This window comes from Frankia sp. CcI156 (assembly GCF_001983015.1).
Lineage (GTDB): Bacteria > Actinomycetota > Actinomycetes > Frankiales > Frankiaceae > Frankia > Frankia casuarinae.
The window spans coordinates 15,074-32,946 of record NZ_MOMD01000013.1 but is presented as its reverse complement, the minus strand read 5'-3'; the positions used below and the strand labels follow the sequence as shown (position 1 = coordinate 32,946).

Annotated in this window: 11 protein-coding genes; 5 read left to right on the top strand and 6 right to left on the bottom strand. The window is 70.5% G+C overall.

What is annotated here, in order from left to right; all coding sequences use genetic code 11:
- Window positions 1–4,572, bottom strand: a complete 4,572-nt coding sequence (locus CcI156_RS05735) for an AAA domain-containing protein (protein ID WP_023840769.1) — start codon at window positions 4,570–4,572, stop codon at window positions 1–3.
- Between the two features lie 384 nt (window positions 4,573–4,956).
- Here CcI156_RS05735 and CcI156_RS05730 point away from each other — a divergent pair, with 384 nt between their 5' ends.
- From CcI156_RS05730 to CcI156_RS05720, 3 genes are all read left to right on the top strand, one after another.
- Window positions 4,957–5,337, top strand: coding sequence for a hypothetical protein (locus CcI156_RS05730; RefSeq protein ID WP_011437231.1), 381 nt, complete (start codon window positions 4,957–4,959; stop codon window positions 5,335–5,337).
- Between the two features lie 512 nt (window positions 5,338–5,849).
- Window positions 5,850–7,187, top strand: a complete 1,338-nt coding sequence (locus CcI156_RS05725; protein WP_011437230.1) for an ATP-dependent 6-phosphofructokinase — start codon at window positions 5,850–5,852, stop codon at window positions 7,185–7,187.
- Between the two features lie 351 nt (window positions 7,188–7,538).
- On the top strand, window positions 7,539–8,504 hold the full coding sequence (locus CcI156_RS05720; protein WP_254847289.1) for a DEAD/DEAH box helicase: 966 nt from the start codon (window positions 7,539–7,541) through the stop codon (window positions 8,502–8,504).
- A 117-nt stretch (window positions 8,505–8,621) separates the two neighbouring features.
- Here the strand turns inward: CcI156_RS05720 and CcI156_RS05710 are convergent, their stop codons facing one another.
- The gene (locus CcI156_RS05710) at window positions 8,622–10,112 is read right to left on the bottom strand and encodes a zeta toxin family protein (RefSeq protein ID WP_139341419.1); all 1,491 of its coding nucleotides are present in this window, start codon (window positions 10,110–10,112) and stop codon (window positions 8,622–8,624) included.
- 294 nt (window positions 10,113–10,406) lie between these two features.
- Here CcI156_RS05710 and CcI156_RS05705 point away from each other — a divergent pair, with 294 nt between their 5' ends.
- Both CcI156_RS05705 and CcI156_RS05700 read left to right on the top strand, forming a co-directional pair.
- Entirely contained in the window at window positions 10,407–12,647 is a 2,241-nt protein-coding gene (locus CcI156_RS05705) for an McrB family protein (RefSeq protein ID WP_076804634.1), read from the top strand.
- A gap of 4 nt (window positions 12,648–12,651) precedes the next feature.
- The gene (locus CcI156_RS05700; RefSeq protein ID WP_076804632.1) at window positions 12,652–13,902 is read left to right on the top strand and encodes an McrC family protein; all 1,251 of its coding nucleotides are present in this window, start codon (window positions 12,652–12,654) and stop codon (window positions 13,900–13,902) included.
- 158 nt (window positions 13,903–14,060) lie between these two features.
- Here CcI156_RS05700 and CcI156_RS05695 read toward each other — a convergent pair whose 3' ends face one another.
- The 4 genes from CcI156_RS05695 to CcI156_RS05680 form a co-directional block, all read right to left on the bottom strand.
- Complete coding sequence (locus tag CcI156_RS05695) at window positions 14,061–14,891, bottom strand: carbohydrate ABC transporter permease (protein ID WP_011437225.1); 831 nt, start codon at window positions 14,889–14,891, stop codon at window positions 14,061–14,063.
- A 65-nt stretch (window positions 14,892–14,956) separates the two neighbouring features.
- Window positions 14,957–15,946 carry a carbohydrate ABC transporter permease gene (locus CcI156_RS05690; RefSeq protein WP_076804630.1) on the bottom strand — a complete coding sequence of 330 codons (990 nt, stop codon included), beginning with the start codon at window positions 15,944–15,946 and terminating at the stop codon, window positions 14,957–14,959.
- 103 nt (window positions 15,947–16,049) lie between these two features.
- A complete protein-coding gene (locus CcI156_RS05685) occupies window positions 16,050–16,913 on the bottom strand; it encodes a metallophosphoesterase (protein WP_076804628.1) in 864 nt (287 codons plus the stop codon).
- Between the two features lie 104 nt (window positions 16,914–17,017).
- The gene (locus CcI156_RS05680) at window positions 17,018–17,869 is read right to left on the bottom strand and encodes a tyrosine-protein phosphatase (protein WP_076804727.1); all 852 of its coding nucleotides are present in this window, start codon (window positions 17,867–17,869) and stop codon (window positions 17,018–17,020) included.
- Between the last annotated feature and the right edge of the window lie 4 nt (window positions 17,870–17,873).

Sequence of the window (17,873 nt, the reverse complement as noted above, 5' to 3'; positions counted from 1 at the left end):
TCAGGGCCCTTCCGTCGGCGAGCCGGCTGGTGCTGGCACCGGCACCGGCACCGGCACCGGGTGGATGCCGAGCTGGTCGAGACGTCGCACCAGCGCCTCCAGGGTCGGCCGAGGATGCCGGTAGAACTCCGAGCCGCGGATCCGGAAGAACGTCCAGCCGAGCCGTTCCAGGATCCGCTGGCGGCGCAGATCCGCCTCCCACTGGTCGGGCCCGTGGAAACGGTCACCGTCGCATTCGACCGCGAGGCGGGGGCCGCGGCGCCCCACACCCCCGGCGGTGGCTCCTTCGGTGACGGCTTGCTCGGCGGTGGCTCGCGTGGTGGCGACCCCTTCGACGACCAGGTCGATCCGGTAGCGCCCGACCGGATGCTGGGGGCGCACCCGGTAGCCGCGGGCGAGGAGCTCGCGCAGGACGGCCCGTTCGAACTCGCTCTCGCAGCGATTGGCCAGATCCGCGTCGAGCCGTCCGGTCTGCCCGGCGTACATGTACTCGATCAGCTGGCGCCGCACATCGTCGTCGCGCAGCGTGGCCGGGTCGACGCTGTGGAACACCCACATCTGGTTGCGGGCGCGGCTCGCGGCCACGTTGACTCGTTGCTGGTCGCGGCGGCGGGTGGCGGCCGAGCGGTTGTCGTCCGCGACGACGGAGATGAAGATGACGTCCCGTTCGTCGCCCTGGAACTGGTACGGGTCGCCGACCCGCAGGTCGCGGCGGGAGAACTCGCGCTCCCCGAGCCGTTCGACTAGGGTGTGTTCGATGAGGCGGGGCTGGCCGGCGCCGAGCAGGGTGACCACGCCCATGCTCATCCCGTCGTAGGCCGGGTCGGCGCAGCAGGCGAGGACCCGCTCGACGAGGGCCTGCGCCTCCGCTGGGTTCGCGTCGCCGAAGCGGGTCTGCGACCGGGCGCCCCGGGGGACCCGGACGGGTCGCAGCGGCGCGCCGAGGGCGAGCTCCGGATCCTCCCGCAACGGCAGGATCTGCTGGTCGTAGAAGCGGTTGGAGAAGCCGATGATGTCGGGCAGGCAGCGGAAGTGCTCCTTGAGCACGATGGTGCGCGGGAAGACCCGGGCCGCGGTGTCGTAGAGACTCGCCTCCACGTCGAGCAGCGAACGCTGGGCGACGTCGGGCAGGTGCGCGTCGATCAGGGCATGAACCTTGGCCCGTTCGATGCCGACGGCCTCCGGACTCGTCTGGGCGTCGTCGCCGACGACGACAGCCTTGCGGGCCAGGCTCAGCACGCCGAGGGCCAGCAGGTCGCACTGGCTGGACTCGTCCACGATGACCACGTCGAACAGGTCGTCGGCGCCCGGGTCGAAGCTCTCCATCACCCGGTGCGTCGGCATGATCCACACCGGCACGGCGCCCATCGCCGCCCGCATGTGGGCCCGGGCCTCGGCGCGCCACCGCGGGGCGTACTTCCCGGTGCCCTTCCCGATCCGGTCGAGTGCCTGTACCCAGCCGGTCAGCGCCCGGCGCTGGGAGTCGCCGAGCCGGATCGCCAGGCCCAGCCGGGCGGAGCGACGCGCAGTCTCCAGCACCAGGGCGCGCACGTGCCGCGAGGCGTCGGCGAGCTGACGGCCGAGCGTGGTGAGGTCGCCGTCGGAGTGCAGGTCGTCGAGCCAGGTCTGGGCCTGGCGCCAGCGCCACGCCTCGCTGGCCCGCACCGCCTCGCCGCAGCTCGACGGGTCACCCTGTCCGGTGAGGATGGCGTCGGTCCACAGCGGCGCGACCGCGCGCAGCCGGGCCGCCAGCCGGTCCCGGCGTTCCACGCCGGGGCGCAGCGCCGCCAGCCGGGCGCTCTCGTCGAGCAGCGCCGTCCATGTCGCCAGGTCCCGCCTGGTCAGCGCCTCGTGCAGGTCGGCCCACACCCGGCCGGCCCGCGGGCTACGGCCTCCCTCGGCGAGCGCCCGTTCTACCTCGGCGAGCGCGCCGGCGATCTCCTTCTCGCGCCGTCGGCCGGTCGCCGTGGCAAGCAGGCCGGCGAGGTGGGAAAGCGTGTCCGGGTCGGAAGGCGTCGTCGTGACGGGATGGCCGGTGGGATGGCCGGCGGGATGGCCGGCGGGGAAGACAGCGCGCAGCCGGGCGGACAGCTCCGGTGCCGCCCGGCGTTCCCAGTCGACGGCGTCGGCGAGGCCGCCGGCGACCGCGTCGAGCCGGGTGAGGACGTCGGGTGCCGCGGGCTCGATGGCCTCACCGCCGAGGGCGGCGGCGATCGCGGCCTGACGGGCGGCGGCGGCTGCCAGCGTCTGACGGCGGCGCACCTCTGCCTCGACGATTGCCACGTCCTCCCCCGTGCGCGCGGCCAGCCCATCGACGCGCACCGCGTCGTGCAGGTCCCGCAGCTCCCGTCCGCCGAGGCGGGGGATCCCCCGGCCGGCGGCGAAGCGGCCCCGCAGGTCGGCGAGYAGCCTCAGCTGGACCCGCGGGTCACCGGCGGGCAGCTCGATGGAACGGCCGAAGGTGAGGGTGGTCAGACGGCGCAGCTCGGCGACCTCGGCGGCGAGGGCCGTGGCCTGGTCGGCCCAGAACCTGGCCTGCTCACCCGACGCCGCGCACTGCGCCCGGGCGGTGGTGAGCCAGCCGACCGACAGCCGGCGCAGCCGGTCGGCGGCGGCCCGGGTGTCCTCGACCAGGGCACGGACGCCGTCGGCACCGTCGGCACCGTCGACGTCGAGCGCGTCGAGCGCGTCGACGGACAGGCCGGCCTGTTCGAGGTCGGCGAGCCCGGCGCGGATCTCGTCGAGTTCGTCGTGCAGCCGGCCGAGGGCGACCGCGCCCGGCAGCGACGCGCCGTCCGGCAGGTCGCCCGGCAGATTGCCCGCGGCGGCCCGGGCGTCGGCGGGGGTGATCTCGCGCGCGGTCCGGTAGAGCTCGGCGAGCTCGGCCGGGCCGAGCGGAAGCGCGCGGGTGGGGTCGAGCCGGTCGGGAACGAACCCGAGCTCCTCCGCGCGCTCGGCCAGCCAGCTCGCCACCTCCGGCGCGCGTTCCCGCCCGTGCGGCAGCTCGAACTCCCGCGCCTCGCCGGCCAGCAGGTCGATCATCCGCAGTTCGAGGGCGCAGGCGGTGGCGCGGGCGGCGTCCAGCTCCTCGGCGAGGGCCTTCACGGCCGCGGTCTCCCGCGCCGGGTCGACCTCGCTGACCGCCCCGGAGATCTCCACGATGGCGGCGCGCAGTTCGTCGAGGTCGGCCCGGCTCGACCCGAGCACGGCGACGGTCAGGTCGCGCAGCTCCCGCGGGATCTTGTCGCGCAGCACCGCGAGGGCCTGTTCGTCCTGCGCGGTGACGAGCACCCGCTGCCCATGCGCCACGAGGTGGCAGATCATGTTCGCGATGGTGTGGCTCTTACCGGTGCCGGGCGGCCCTTGCACGGTGACTCCGCGGGCGCCCGCGAGCTGCCGGGCGATCCGCTCCTGGTCGGCGTTCGTCGGCAGCGGCATCAGCAGGCGTTCACCGAGCCCCGCGGGGGAGCCGTCGTGACCGCGCCGGCCACGGCCTCGATCGGCGTGGGCACCCTCGGGGAGGGTGCCGTCGGCCCGATCGTCCCCGCCGAGCGCGGCGGCGACGAGCCTGTCGTCGGCGACCACGGCGGCGATGGCCTCGGGGAGCAGGTCCCGTTCGGCGAGGGCGGTCCGCAGCTCCGCGTAGAACTGCGCCTGCAGGGCCGGCCGCGGCCGCACGTACACCGCCCAGGTGTCGACCAGGACGGGGCTCGGCCCCGGCGGGGGCACCGGACCGGTGGTCGCGCGGGCGTCCAGCCCGAGCGGCGCGAGGATCTGGCGGTGCAGCTCGGCCTGGGCCGGGGCGTCCCACGGATCGGCCGGCGCCGTCCGCAGCCGGTCGCGCAGGGCCGACATCTCGTCCAGACCGGGGAGGCCGAGGCCGTGCAGGGGCTCGGTCTCCAGGCTCACCGGACCGTCGGGATGCAGCCGGATGACCCCGGAGTCCGGATCGACCGTCAGCACCATGCGGGTGACGAGCAGCGGATGGATGATCGTCGCGTCGCCGACCCGCCAGCACAGCACCGAGTGCCCCCAGGCCAGCTCCACGGTCGCGGCCTCGCGCTGCAGCCGCAGGCGCAGGTCGAACAGGCGCTGGTAGAGGGCGCGCGCGTCGCGGGCGGCGCGTGCCTCGGGCGCCCACGGCCGCCACACCTGACGCACCCAGGCGTCGAGCAGTGCGACGGCGCCCGGCGGAGCGTCCCGCTCCTCGCCCGGGACACCGGGAGGCTCGCGCTCCCCGGTCTGCTCGACGGCCTCCGCGTCCAGGAGATGGGCGGGGATGGTGGGTGGGGCGTCCGGGCTCACCACCGTCCCGGCCAGGTAGCGGTCGAGCGGGGGTGGCCAGCTCGGCGCGGCCGGCTGGGGTACCCGGGCGACCTCCAGCCAGCTCTCCCGCTGCGTTGTCGGGCCGAGCCGGACCCCCGGATGGGACGGGACGTCAGCCGGAAGGAGCGGAGCGGGGACGTACTCGGCGAGCTGGCGACGGGGGGCACCGCGCCGTTCGGCGGCGAGCGCGGCCAGGTAGTCCAGGAGCCGAAGCGACCGGCCACGGACCTGATCACGAGCGGACATCGGGCTCCTCGGCTGGCGGGCTGGGTCAGGGCGCGGCGGCGCGACGCCACCTGCCGCCCGCGCCTTCGCCTGATCGACCTTACGACCTGTCTCCGACACAATCGCCGGCTTCCGGCCTGTCCCGCTCGGACCGCCGCTCGGACCGCCGCYCGGACCGCCGCCCGGGGACGCGCGGCGCGGTTCCGTCCGTGGCCGCACCTACGCCGGACGAGGCGGCCGACGCCTGATCCACTACCGGGGACGCACGTGGGGTGGTGAACTGTCGGCGTGTCGATCCTGTCGTCTCCTGGACACGCATAGTGACCATCGGTACCGTCCGACGTCGTCTGGTCCGACGTCGTCCGGTCGGGCTGCGCCAAGTCGGGCTGCTGGGGGAGAACCACCATGGGATTGCGTTCCGGCGGTGCCGCCGTGCTCACGAGCATGCTGCTTGTGCTGGCCGCGGTTCCGGTCGCGGCTTCGCGCCCCGCGGACGGCCCGTCGCGTTCCGTGGCGGAAAGCTCGCGTTCCATCGACGAGGCGCCGGACCAGGTCTCGCTCCGTGCTGGTGATGGGGACCACGGCCGTGGTGGTGATGGAGACCCCGGAGCGTCCGCCGGCACGGGTGCGCCTCGGCCCCCCGCCCCGGACAGGACCGGGACGGGGGGCCGCGGGAACTCGCTTTCCTATACCGGTGGGCAGATCAGCGTCCTTGCCGTACTGGCGGTGCTGTTGCTCGGTGGGGGAGCCTTCTGGCGGCGCGCGCACCGGGCCGGGTTGTCCTGAGCGCGGTGACCTGCCGGCTGCCGGCCGGCGAATCTGGGGGACCTGAGCACAGTTTGCGGTCCCTGGACCGTGACGGGCTCCCCCAAATTCGGCCGCCGCGCGATGGTGGTCACTGCATGAGCTGACCGTCTACCGGACTTCGCGGCCGCCGACGTCGCGGGGCTTCCGGATCCGGATCTGGTCTGGCCTGGCCTGGTCTGGCCTGGGTTATCCGGCTCGGACGGTCTGCCCGCATCGCCTGCCCGCATCGCCCGGAGGTGTCCGCCCGGGACAGGTCGGGACGGGGTTGGCAGGTTGTTACGCCGGTTTCGCGCCTATGAAGCCATTGTTTCCGTCCGCAGGTTGCGGGTTATCCCGTCGACGGGGTCGTGGTGGGTGGTTTGGGTCGGTACTCTCGGGGTGGAGAAACCTAGGATGATCGGGGGTGTCCGTGCTCCTCTGGTCCAGGTAAGTATGAAGCGAAGTCACCGAGACTGATGTAGCGCCGATCGAGACGTGAGGGCCGGGTAACGGTGGGTGCACCAATACTGGTGGATAATGCCGATCTGGCGGTCAAGACCCTGGGGGTCTGCCGGATTGACTCCCCGCTCCTGCCGCTGCTGGGGGAGCGGCCGACGACGCAGCATTACATCGATGAGTCGGACAAGGTCCTCTACGACGACACCGCCCTGATGATCTCCTCGCGTGGTGTCGCGCTCGATGACCTGCCCGGATTCGAGCCGGCCGGGCCGCGCCGGAAGATCTACTTCGACCCGTCGAAGACCCGGGTGGGCATCGTCACCTGCGGTGGGCTCTGTCCCGGGTTGAACAACGTGATCCGCGGTCTGGTGCTGGAGCTGACCTCGCACTACCGGGTTCGGCGGATCTTCGGATTCCGCAACGGGTACCAGGGCTTCATCGCCCGCTACGGCCACGACGTCGTCGATCTCACCCCGGAGAGCGTCGCCAACATCGACGAGGACGGCGGGACGATCCTCGGCAGTTCCCGCGGCCAGCAGGATCCCGCCGAGATCGTCGACTGCCTCTCCCGGATGAACATCAACATCCTGTTCGTCATCGGCGGTGACGGCACCCTGCGCGGGGCCGGGCAGATCGCCCGGGAGGCCGAGACGCGCGGGGAGAAGATCGCCGTGGTCGGCATCCCGAAGACGATCGACAATGACATCCCCTACATCGACCAGAGCTTCGGCTTCCAGACGGCCTTCGGCAAGGCCGCGGAGTCCATCCGGGTCGCGCACGCCGAGGCGACGTCCGCGCCCGGCGGGCTCGGCGTGGTCCGGCTCATGGGCCGCCACTCGGGATTCATCGCCTGCTACGCGACGCTGGCGAAGAGTAACGCGGACGTGGTGCTCATCCCGGAGTTGCCGTTCAAGCTGGAGGGCGACGGCGGTCTGCTGAACTACGTGCGTCGCCGGGTGGCCGAGCGCGGCCACGCCGTCGTCGTCGTCGCCGAGGGTGCCGGCCAGGAGCTTGTCGTCGGCCAGCCGGAGAGCACCGACGCGTCCGGGAACCGCAAGCTGCACGACATCGGCCCGGAGCTCTCCCGCCGGATCAAGGAGTACTTCGACGCCGAGGGCATCGAGCTCAACCTGAAGTACATCGATCCCAGCTACGTGATCCGCAGCGTGCCGGCGAACCCGTACGACAGCGTCTACACGATCCGGCTCGCCCACGCGGCCGTGCACGCCGCGATGTCCGGCCGCACGGAGATGGTCGTCGGCCGCTGGCGGCGGCGGTTCATCCACATCCCGATCCCGCTCGCGATCAGCCAGCGCAACCAGGTCGACCCGGCCGGCGATCTGTGGATGTCCGTCCTCGAAGCGACCGGCCAGCCCCCCCGCTTCGAATAGCCGAGTAGCCAGCCCCCTCTCTTGCCTTTCCAGAGGGATAAAAGGGACGTCGAAGCCTCTGGATAGGCAAGATTCCCGGTGTGGCCGTGCGTGTCCACAAGGACGAATCGGGCTCGGGGCCTCTGGACAGACACCCACCGGAACAGCCCACGGTGTGCCGCGATCAGGYCGGGCCGGGTCGGGCCGGGTCAGGCGGCGGATCCACCAGAAGCAGAAGCCGGTCCGTCATGCCGGACGACGGGCGCCGATCACCGTAGGGTACGACGACAGACGCACCCGGCCCGCCGCGCCCGACCTGGATGTGCTGGCCGGACACTGTTCGGACCTGGTGGGTAGGAGGGCAGGGAGTACGTGGAGGTCTTCGAGACTCATCGGAGCCTGATCGAGGACTATGCGGCCTTCRCCGACTCCCTCGTCGAGGTTCGCGACGAGAAGATCAAAGATTATCTCGAGCGGGAGCGGGCGGCGAAGGTCCGCTGGCCTGACCCGTGGATCTCGCTCAACCCTGCGTTCGCCTCCGGCGGCACGRTCGACGAACTGGTMGGCACAGGTCTGCTGCACCCCGACTGCGGCAGATTCTTCCGGGTCAAGAGGGATTCCGGCGATCCCGGCGGGCGGTCGCTGACGCTGTATCGGCACCAACGGGAAGCCATCGAGGCGGCCCGGGACGGCAGCAGCTATGTGCTCACCACCGGCACGGGATCCGGTAAAAGCCTTTCCTACATCGTGCCGGTCGTGGATTCCGTCCTCCGTGACCCCCGCCCGAACCGCATCTCGGCGATCGTGGTCTACCCCATGAACGCGCTGGCGAACAGCCAGCTCCACGAGTTGAAGAAGTATCTCGAATGGGGAATACCCGTKGATGRYCGGTCGGTCACCTTCGACCGGTACACCGGGCAGGACTTGGCCGAGTCCCGGCAGCGGATCCTGGATCGGCGTCCCGACATCCTGCTGACGAACTACGTGATGCTCGAGTACATCCTCACCCGGCCACCCTCGCAGCCTTCGGCGCGCACAAGGCACGGAGCCACCTCCCGGCGACCAGCACGCCCTCTGGTAGCCGCGTCCCCGGATCTCTGCGTACGATCTCAGCGCCGATCTGACTTCACCCGATACCGACGGGTTCTGTGGGCCGCCGGGATCAGCCGCGAAGCCTCACAGGTCGGTATAGCGATCGACATACAGAGTGGGCTTCTTGTCGCCGAAGATGYGCTTGGTCTCCTCTTCTTCCTTCTCGCGCATCCRCTTCTTGACGGCCTCCCATTTATCTGGGTCGAAGGTTTGGAGTCGGTCCATCCCCTCATCGAACTTCTGTGAACGACGAGCGTCGAACTCCTCGTCGGTTTCCTTGCCTTCCATGCTATGCTCCTTTTTCTCGTGAAACCATCTGTCTGATATTCGGATTGTGCGGGTAGCTGGTCGTCGAAGTGAAAATTATTGGTTTTCGCCTCGATCGGTGTACAGTGATGCCGGCCCCATGGCTTCTGGATTAATGTTTATTTTATTTTGAAATTTATCGTACGATCCTTGGTCGAGAATTGTCAAAATTTCGCCCGCCCTCTTGCGGGCGATCTGTCGGGGTTCAGAGTTGGTGTCATAAAGACGTACTTTATCGGCCTTCTCGGCATAACCTTCGAAGCCCTGGGAGAATCCACGGTGTGCCGCAAGCTGGTGGTCAACGGGAACATAGCGGCCGGACTTTGCGGCGCGGTCMGCGGCGCGCGTGACCGCGAGCTCCGGATCGGCACTCACCCCGAATAGGCGAACCTCGTATCCCTTCGCATGCGCGTCATCGATCAGCTTGGCGGTCTTCTCCGGGTTGCCGAGGGTGCTATCGTAGATGATATTGAGGCGGCGGTCCATGGCCTGTTGAAGGACTCCCTTCGCGAGTGAGCTGCTCTCTTCATGGACCACCTCAGCCGCGCGCGAGTCTCCTGCACCCATGATCTCGTCGAACTCGGGGATCATTTTCTTGATCTCGTCGGGATCAAGATGGACTACGTTCTCGGTGGGTACTTGGCCTTCGTCCTTGAGGTACTCCAGCACGAAGCCCTTGCCGGAGGCTCCGCCGCCGCCCATGAGGTCGAGGGTGGGGCTGCCCTGCTCCGGCGGCTTGGCATCGCCGATCACCTCCTTCACCAGATTCTCCCGGAGGGCGRCGCGTTCGGGGGTGTTGATGGTGTCCGTCGGGGTGAGGAGCGGATGGTCGTCCGGCAGAGTCCGCGGTGCCTCGCGGACGGCCCAGCGCTCCCGACCGGGGGCGGGCGCGTCCGGGGGCTCGGGGCGGTAGCGGCGGGCCGCGTCCTCCAACAGCGCCAGCTTGGCCTCGGTCCGAGCCCGGTCGCTGTTCCCGGGCTCGGTGGGCGGGCGGACCTCGGACGGCCGGTCGCCGGTGGTGTCCGCCGGCGTAGCCGCGCCGCCGCCGGAACGGGCGAGCGCCGCCCTGTCGAGAAGGTCCAGCTTGGCGTCGATGCTGGAGGTGTTCCGGCTGGGAGCATCCCGGCCGGCCGGTCGCTCCTGATGGCAGGGCTCGGGTGAGTCGCCCGGGGAGGCGGCGCGGTCCAGYAGGTCGAGCTTTCTGTCGATCTCGGTGACCCGAGACTGCTCCGGGACCGGCCCACCGCCTGCGTCGGGTCGTTCCGGGGCGGTTTCGAGGCCACGGAACTCGGCCGGAGTCACCGCGGTAACCTGGCCGGAGACCGGCGAACAGCCATGGACGCTCCCGGGGCAGAAGAGAGCCATTCTCGTGACCGGGCCAACGGTATCGTATTCAGAAGCGCCTGGCACTTGTACGGCATCCCGGCGCGGAGAAGCGAGCCGGGCGGGATTGCCGCCTGTAATCACCTCCGGCGATCGGGGGGCGTATTTCTCCGCGGTCCACGTGAGCCGGCGCCGCGCGAAACAGATCGGTTCGCGCGCCTTCATGCTCGCGGTGAGGACGCTCCTGCCGGCCTGTGTGCCTGCTCACGGCAGCATCGATCTTCGGTTGMCGGCAGGCCTGCCGGGGGCGACGGGCGTTCGGTGCGTGAGGCGTGTGGACGGCGACAGCGGGAAACGGACGGCTCGATACCTCTCCGGACGGCCTGGCTGGCTCACCAGAATGATCACTCTGGGTAGTGGAAGTTTCGTTCGCTATGAGTGCTTCGTCGTTGTCTGATGACCTGATGAATAATTGCTCCCGATCAGATCCTGCGGGTGGATCGTCTCGGGGGCGGGTGCATGGCGGATCAGCTAGAGATCATCGGCGGGCTGCTGTACCGGGTTATGCGGATCTTGGCGGAGGTCGGCGAGGCGTCTCCGGACGAGCTGTGGATGCGGATGCGTGCGTCCGATGCTGGCGCCGATCCCGGATGGCGGCGCGGATCAGGTGACGACCCGCGGAGCGCCGTCGCAAGGAAACTCGTCCTGCGGGGCGCTGTCTACCTGGCCAGGGCCGGTCATCTGAGTGAGAGCAACCGCCGGTGGCAGGCTACCGGAATCGGCCGGGATGCGTTGCGGGCGTCCCCGGACGAGGCCGCGTGGTGGCGTGATGTCACGGAGCACAACACTTACTGGCGGGAACACCGGAGCAGCCTTGGCCTGGTGGACGACGTCCTCGCGGTGCTGCCCGAACAGACCTGGGTCAGCGTCACGGATCTCTCGACGGTGGCCGATCTGACGGTCGATGGCCTCGTCCGCCATCTGTGCGGCTTCCGCCCCGAGGGCTGGTCGCGCGTACTCGACCCGGCGGGCCGGCCGCCGCGCGAGGCCCTCTTCACCGAGGACGAGTATCGCGACTGGCTGGACTGGTTCGAGGTCGAGGTCGGCGACMTGACGGCGGGGCGGGCTGCCGGCGAGCTGCGGCTGCCGCTCGACGACCTCCGCATGCTCGTCGAGTCCATCGCGCCGGAGCGGATCCCTCGCCGGGCCTGGCTGGTGCGCGGCGCGGACCGGCGTGGCCGTTCGCTGGCGCGGGATCTCTGGCTGGCCGACGAGGTCTGTTCCCTGCCCGGTGACCGGCTGGAGGTGCGGCCCGGGGTCGACCGGGAGCAGGTGCGCCGGGCGGTCGACCGCGAACACGCCTCGCTCACCTCGGCCCGGCGCGGCCGGCTCACCAGCGAGTACCACGCCTTCCTGAGCCGGATGCGGGAGAACGACCTCGTCGTCGTKAACGACCGTGACGAGTACTACGTCGGGGAGATCCTCGGACCGCCGGTGTTCGTCGCGAGCGTCGGGGGCGTCGCGGACCTGCAACGGCCGGTCCACTGGCGCAACGCCGACGAGCCGGTGAACTACCTCGATCTACCCGATCGGGTGGCGGCCCTGCTCGGCAACGCGGAAGCGCGCATCGTCGATCTTTCCGATTTCGTCGCCGACCTCGACGCCCTGGTGCCCGCGCCCGCGCCGGTGGCATCGATCGCGACGACGGGGGCCGCCCCCCAGAGCGCCGACGCCGACCTGGCCGGCCAGGCCCTCGCCGGCCAGGCCCTCGCCGGCCAGGCCCTCGGCGGGGACGATCTGCGCGAGGTCACGGACGAGTTCGCGGACGGCCTCTTTTACAGCCGGGACTGGTTGCGCAGGTGCGTCGAGCTTCTGCGGGACCGGCCGCAGCTCATCTTCTACGGCCCGCCCGGCACCGGCAAGACGTACCTCGCCCGGCGCTTGGCCTGGCATCTCGCCGACGATCGGCGCGAGAACGTCACCCTCGTCCAGTTCCATCCGTCCTATATGTACGAGGACTTCTTCCAGGGTTTCCGTCCGGTGCAGGTGAAGGGCGGCGACGGTGACGCGGCCACCACCAACCGGATGTCCTTCGAGCTCGTGGACGGTCCGCTGCGCCGGCTCGCCACCGCCGCCGAGCTCAATCCCCGCCAGGCGTTCTTCCTGATCATCGATGAGATCAACCGGGGTGACCTGGCCAGGATTTTCGGTGAGCTGTACTTTCTGCTGGAATACCGCGGGGAGGCCGTCACCACCCAGTACGCCTCCGCGGACACGCGCGACTTCCAACTACCGAAGAACCTGTTCATCATCGGCACGATGAACAGCGCGGACCGTTCGATCGCCGCCTTCGACCAGGCGCTGCGCCGGCGGTTCACCTTCGTCGGGCTCCATCCGGACGTCGAACCGACCGCGTCCGTGCTGCGCCGCTGGCTTGCGGCAGGCGACCTGCCCGACGAGGCGGCCCGCCTGCTCGGCGAGCTGAACCGCCGCATCGACGACCCGGACGCCCGCATCGGCCCGTCCTATCTGATGCGCGACCGCGTCCACCAGAGTGCCGACGGCCTCGACCGGGTGTGGGAACATCAGATCCTGCCGCTGCTGGCCGAACACCACGTCGGCGAGACCATCGATCTCGCGGCCCGGTACGGCCTACCGGCGCTGCGGCAGTCCCTCGGCCTGGCCGCGGTGGTTCCGGCCGCGGTGGTTCCGGCCGCCGGAGTCCCCGCGAACACCATCCCCGGCCCCGCGGCAGGCTGATGCCATGCTTGCGCCGGTGGAGCTGACCGAGGGCGCCGGGTGGCAGCGGCGGAAGCTGAGCCCGGGCCAGGCCGATGCGCTCGATGCCAGCGAGGTGGCGCAGGTGCGGCAACGGCGTGCCGACGGTACCTGCGAGGTCAAGGACAACGCCCTGGTCGGCACCGTGCGCCTCGGGTCGGGCGAGGATACGTTCGAGGTTCGCATCCGACCCAAGGTCACCATCCGCCGTCTGCTGTTTCTGCTTGGCTACGCGCAGGATCGCGGCAGGTGGTTCGAGGACGAGGTCCAGGCGGCGGAGGAACCGGATCTTCTGCCCGCGGTCGCCGCGGCGTTCGCCCGAACCGCCTCGCGGGCGCTCGCGCACGGGGTGCCGCGAGGCTATCGGCAGGTGGATGCGGCGCTTCCCGTCCTTCGCGGCCGGCTGCGCGAGTCCGCGCAGCTCCGGCAACGGTCCGGGGTGATGTTCCCCCTCGAGGTGCGCTATGACGAGCGCACCGTCGACACCGCCGAGAACCGGTTGCTGCTCGCCGCCACCCGCTCGCTGCTCGCCCTGGCCGGGGTGGCACCGGCCACCGCCCAGGAGCTGCGCCGTATCGCCGCCGCCCTGGACGGTGTGGCCGAGCCGGCGCACGGCCCCRTCAAGCCGCCGGACTGGGTGCCAACCCGGGTGAACGCGCCTTACCATGCGGCGCTCCGGCTCGCCGAGACGGTCTTGCGCTCGTCTTCCTTCGAACGGGAAGACGGGGAGACGCTCCGGGTGGACGGCTTCGTGGTGAAGATGTGGGAGGTCTTCGAGGACTTCGTGACCCACGCCGTCGACGAGGTCCTCACCMACCGCGGCGGTGAGGTCCGCCTGCAGGACCGCACCCACCACCTCGACGAGGACCGGACGCTGGAGATGTGCCCCGATCTCGTGCTGTACCGGCCGGAGGGCCCGGGCGGGCGGATGATCCCGGCGGTTGTCCTCGACGCGAAGTACCGGCTCGCGATCCGACAGGGCGCGCGCGCACACGTGTACCACCAGATGATCGCCTACTGTKCCCGGCTCGGCGCCCGGCAGGGATGGCTCGTCTACGCCGGCTCGGAGCGGGCCGACGGCCAGCCCGGCGGTCGTGGCGACGTCATCCGGAGCCGGATCGGGGGTCCCACGCCCATCGGGCTCGTGACGTACGTGCTCGACCTGAGGCTCCCCCTGGCCGAGTTGCGGGCCAGGATCGAGCGGATCGCCGACGATATGGTCACCCCGTCCGTCTGACGGAGCTCTCCGATCTCGCGGCCCACTTTCGCGGCCCACCTTGGATCGCCGTCACCCGGCCGGCCGGCTTCCTTTGGATAGGCAAGAGGCAAGAGGCGAGGAGCTGCCGCCGGGAAACGGGGCCGCGCGGTCAGCGTAGGCCGGAGCGGTCAGCGCGGTCAGCGCAGGCCGGAGCGCACGAACGCGTCGACGACCTGGCGCTGCAGGACCAGGTAGAGGGCGAAGACGGGCAGGCAGGCAAGGCCGGACCCGGCCATCACGGCGCCCCAGTTGTCGCCCTCGAGGGTCAGGAAACCGCGGATGCCCAGCTGGATGACGGAGTTCGCCCGCTGCAGCGCCAGCGCCGGCCAAAAATATTCGTTCCAGGCGGTGATGAACAGCAGGATCGACAGCGACGCCAGCGCCGGGCGCAGGTTCGGCACGACGACCGTCCACAATGTGGACCATGAACCCCGCCCGTCGATGCGGGCCGCGTCGAGCAGCTCCCGGGGGAAGGCCTGCATGTGCTGGCGGAGCATGAGCACCGCGAGCGCCGAGCACAGGTTCGGCACGATGACGCCGGCCAGCGTGTTCAGCAGGCCCAGGTTCGACAGCACCAGGTAGTTCGAGATCATCGTCACCTGGAACGGGATGAGCCAGGTGGCCACGAACGCCAGGTAGAACAGGGTCCTGCCGCGGAACTCCCAGGCGGCGAAGGCGTAGGCGGCGAGCAGGGACATCATGAGCTGRCCGGCGGCGGTGACGGCGGCGATCGTGAAGGTGTTGGCGAGCAGCACGCCGATGTCGAGACTGTCGAAGACGTAGCGGTAGTTCGCGAGGCTCAGCGGCCAGGGCAGGAGCGACTGGTCGAAGATGTCGTCCGGCCGGCGGAAGGAGGTGGCGAACATCCAGTACACCGGAAACAGGCTGATCAGGCTCAGTAGGGCCAGCATCAGATGGCTGGCCGCGGCCCGCCAGTGGGGTATCCGCGGTATCCGCATGCTGCTCATCGTGTGCGCATCCTTGGATCGGGGGACCGGGGTGTGTCGAGAAATCCGGTCGCCGAGGGTCCGGGTCAGTTGTCAGYGAAGCTGTACCGGTCGGCCAGTTTGACCAGCACTGCCGCCACCACCGCGAAGACGAGGAAGAACGCGATGCCCGCCGCGGAGGCCAGACCGGAGTCCAGGCTGCGGAAACCGAACTCCCAGAGCAGGTAATAGATGTTGGTCGAGGAGTCGGCGGGGCCGCCCTGGGTGAGCACGTCGAGCAGTGGGAATGTCCACTGCCCCGACAGCAGCACGGTTATCAGCAGCATGAACAGCAGGGTCGAGCGCAGCATCGGCAGAGTCACCCACCGGGTGACCTGCCAGCGCGACGCCCCGTCCATCTCGGCGGCCTCGGCGTAATCACTGCTGATGCCGGTGAGTCCGGCGGAGATGACGAGGGTGGCGAAGCCGAGGATCTGCCACGCGCAGATCGCCAGGATGGCGATCAGCGCCGTCCGCTCCTCCCGCAGCCAGCTGTAGTCACCAAGCCCGAGGGCGTGGTTCACCACCCCTTTGGAATCCAGCAACCAGCGCCAGACCGCGGCGGCGGGGACCGGCGCGACCAGCATCGGCAGAAAGACCAGCGCCCGGTAGACGGTGCGCGACCGACCGCCCAGGTCCCGGATGGCCAGCGCGATGGCGGTGGGCAGAACGATGGCGAACGGAACCAGGCCGAGGATGTACCACAGCGTGTTCTTCGCGGCGCCCCGGAGCTGCGGAAGGGTGAAGATCTGCCGGTAGTTGTCCAGACCGACGTAGGTCCGTGGCGAGTTCGGCAGCAGGTTCCAGTGGTAGAAGGACAGCTGGACGGCCTCGATGATCGGTTTGTAGGTCCATAGCACCAGGCTGGCCACTCCGGGCAGCAGGTACAGGTAGGGCGGGGTGGCGGCGAGCATCCGCCGGGCCAGCGACGGCCGGGCGGCCCGCACCGGCACGCGCGACGCGGCACCGGCGGAAACTGCGGCACCGGCGGGGACTGTGGCGCCGGCTGCCCCCGGGATGGCGATTTCGACGAACACGGTTCGGAAGCATCCTTTCCGGAGGCGCGGGAAGTCCGGAGGCGTGGGAAGGGCCGACGCACCGGACGGGGTCGGTGCCGGACGGGGTCAGTGCCGGACGGGGTCAGTGATAATCCGCCGCGAGCTGGACGACCTCGTCGAGGGTCATGTCGTAGACCACTTCGGAGGTGGCGATCGGTACCGCGGTGGCGACGGCCCCCTCGGGGTAGACGTCGATCCGGGTGTACTCGCCCCCCACCAGGCCGGTTATCCGGTCGGCCGGGCCGAGGGTGCGTATCCGGTAGGCGGTGGCACCCGCCACCCAGACCGGAACGCCGCTGAGCACGCCCGCGGACGCGTGGTGGGYGTGACCGGCCAGCACGATCTTCACGTCGCTGCCGGCGAGCACGTCGGCGAGGTTCTGCGGCTCGGCGAGCAGGAGCGAGTTCACCATCGCGAGCGGGGACGGCACGGGTGGGTGATGCAGGGCGAGGATGGTCCCGTCAGGGGCCGCGGTGGCCAGCTCGTCGGCGAGCCAGCGCAGCTGGGCGGTGCTCAGAAAGCCGCTGTGCTCGCCCGGTTCGGTGGTGTCGAGCATGATGATCCGCAGGTCACCGACCCAGTGCACGTAGTCGTGAGCCTCCGCCGTGGGTTCCGCGCCGAGCAGTCCCTCCCGGAACGGGCCACGCGAGTCGTGGTTGCCGACGCCGTAGAGCACGGGCGTGCCCAGGCGCGCCGCCGCCGGTTCGACCAGGTCACGCAACCGCTGGTAGGCCAGCAGATCACCGCGGTCGGCGAGGTCGCCGGTGAGCAGCAGGGCGCCGATCTTCAGCGTGGACGCCTCGATCTGGTCGAGCACGGTGCGCAGCGCGGCGTACGTGTCGACCTTGCCGTGCATCAGCTCACCCTCGCGGACGATGTGGGTGTCACTGATCTGGATCAGGATGTGGGTGGGCGTGTGCGCGGTCGGGTCCAGGAGTATTGGCATGGACATCCTTCCGGAGCGGGGTTCAGGGCGGGCGGGGTGGCGCATGGGGTGAGCCGCAGGCCCGAGGGGTGGGGACTTCGGGCCTGCGGCTCACCGGCTGGGGTTCAGCCCGCGGTCGGCGGACCGCAGTCCGGCCCGGCGTCGGAGGCCTCCGCCGGCACGAGCAGGGCCTCGACGAGGCGGTCCAGCGCGTGCGCCGTCGCCCCGTGCGCGAGCAGGTAGGTGCGGGTGTCCCCGTGCCGGGCGTGGATACGGTCCAGTGCGTGCAGGATGAGGTCGGGCGGGCTCGCCATCAGCGAGGCCGGCAGCTCCTCGCCGTCGGTGGACATCAGGGCGGAGATGCGCTGGACGGCCGCCGCGGCCTCGTCCCGCAGGAAGTACGAGGTCAGCGCGAAGTCCTGCGCGATCACCTCGGCTGGCACCCCGGCGAGGTCCAGCGCCAGAGCGATGACCAGACCGGTGCGGTCCTTGCCTGCGCTGCAGTGCACGATCGCGGGCAGTGCCCCCGGTGTGGCGAGCGCGAGCATGGCCGCGGTGAGGCGGTCCCCTCGATGATCGACGACGTGGTCGTAGAGGCTGCGCAGATCGCCGGCCGTCTGGTGCCGGTCGACCGGCAGGGTGTAGACGGGCACCCGCCGATGCGTCGCGGCGAGCCGGCCGAGCTGGTCCGGATCGTGCGCCACCTCGGTGTCCTCGCGCAGGTCGATGACCGTGCGCAGCCCGATCTGCGCGAGGATGGYCTGCCCACGGCCGTCGAGCCCGCGTAGCGTGCCCGAGCGCAGCAGCGTGCGCCAGCGCAGGGAGCGTCCGTGCACAGTCGGGTAGCCGCCGACGTCGCGCAGGTTGATCGTGCCCGGCAGCGACAGGACGCGCCGCGCCTGCGGCGCCCCGCCGTCGCCCGGGGCGCTCCCGGTGCTCGCTGCGGTGGCCGTGCTCCCGGTGCTTACGACGGGCACGGCG

Coding starts and splice junctions, on each gene's coding strand:
- CcI156_RS05730 (WP_011437231.1), top strand. CDS start 4,957: ATGGGATTGCGTTCCGGCGGTGCCGCCGTGCTCACGAGCATGCTGCTT.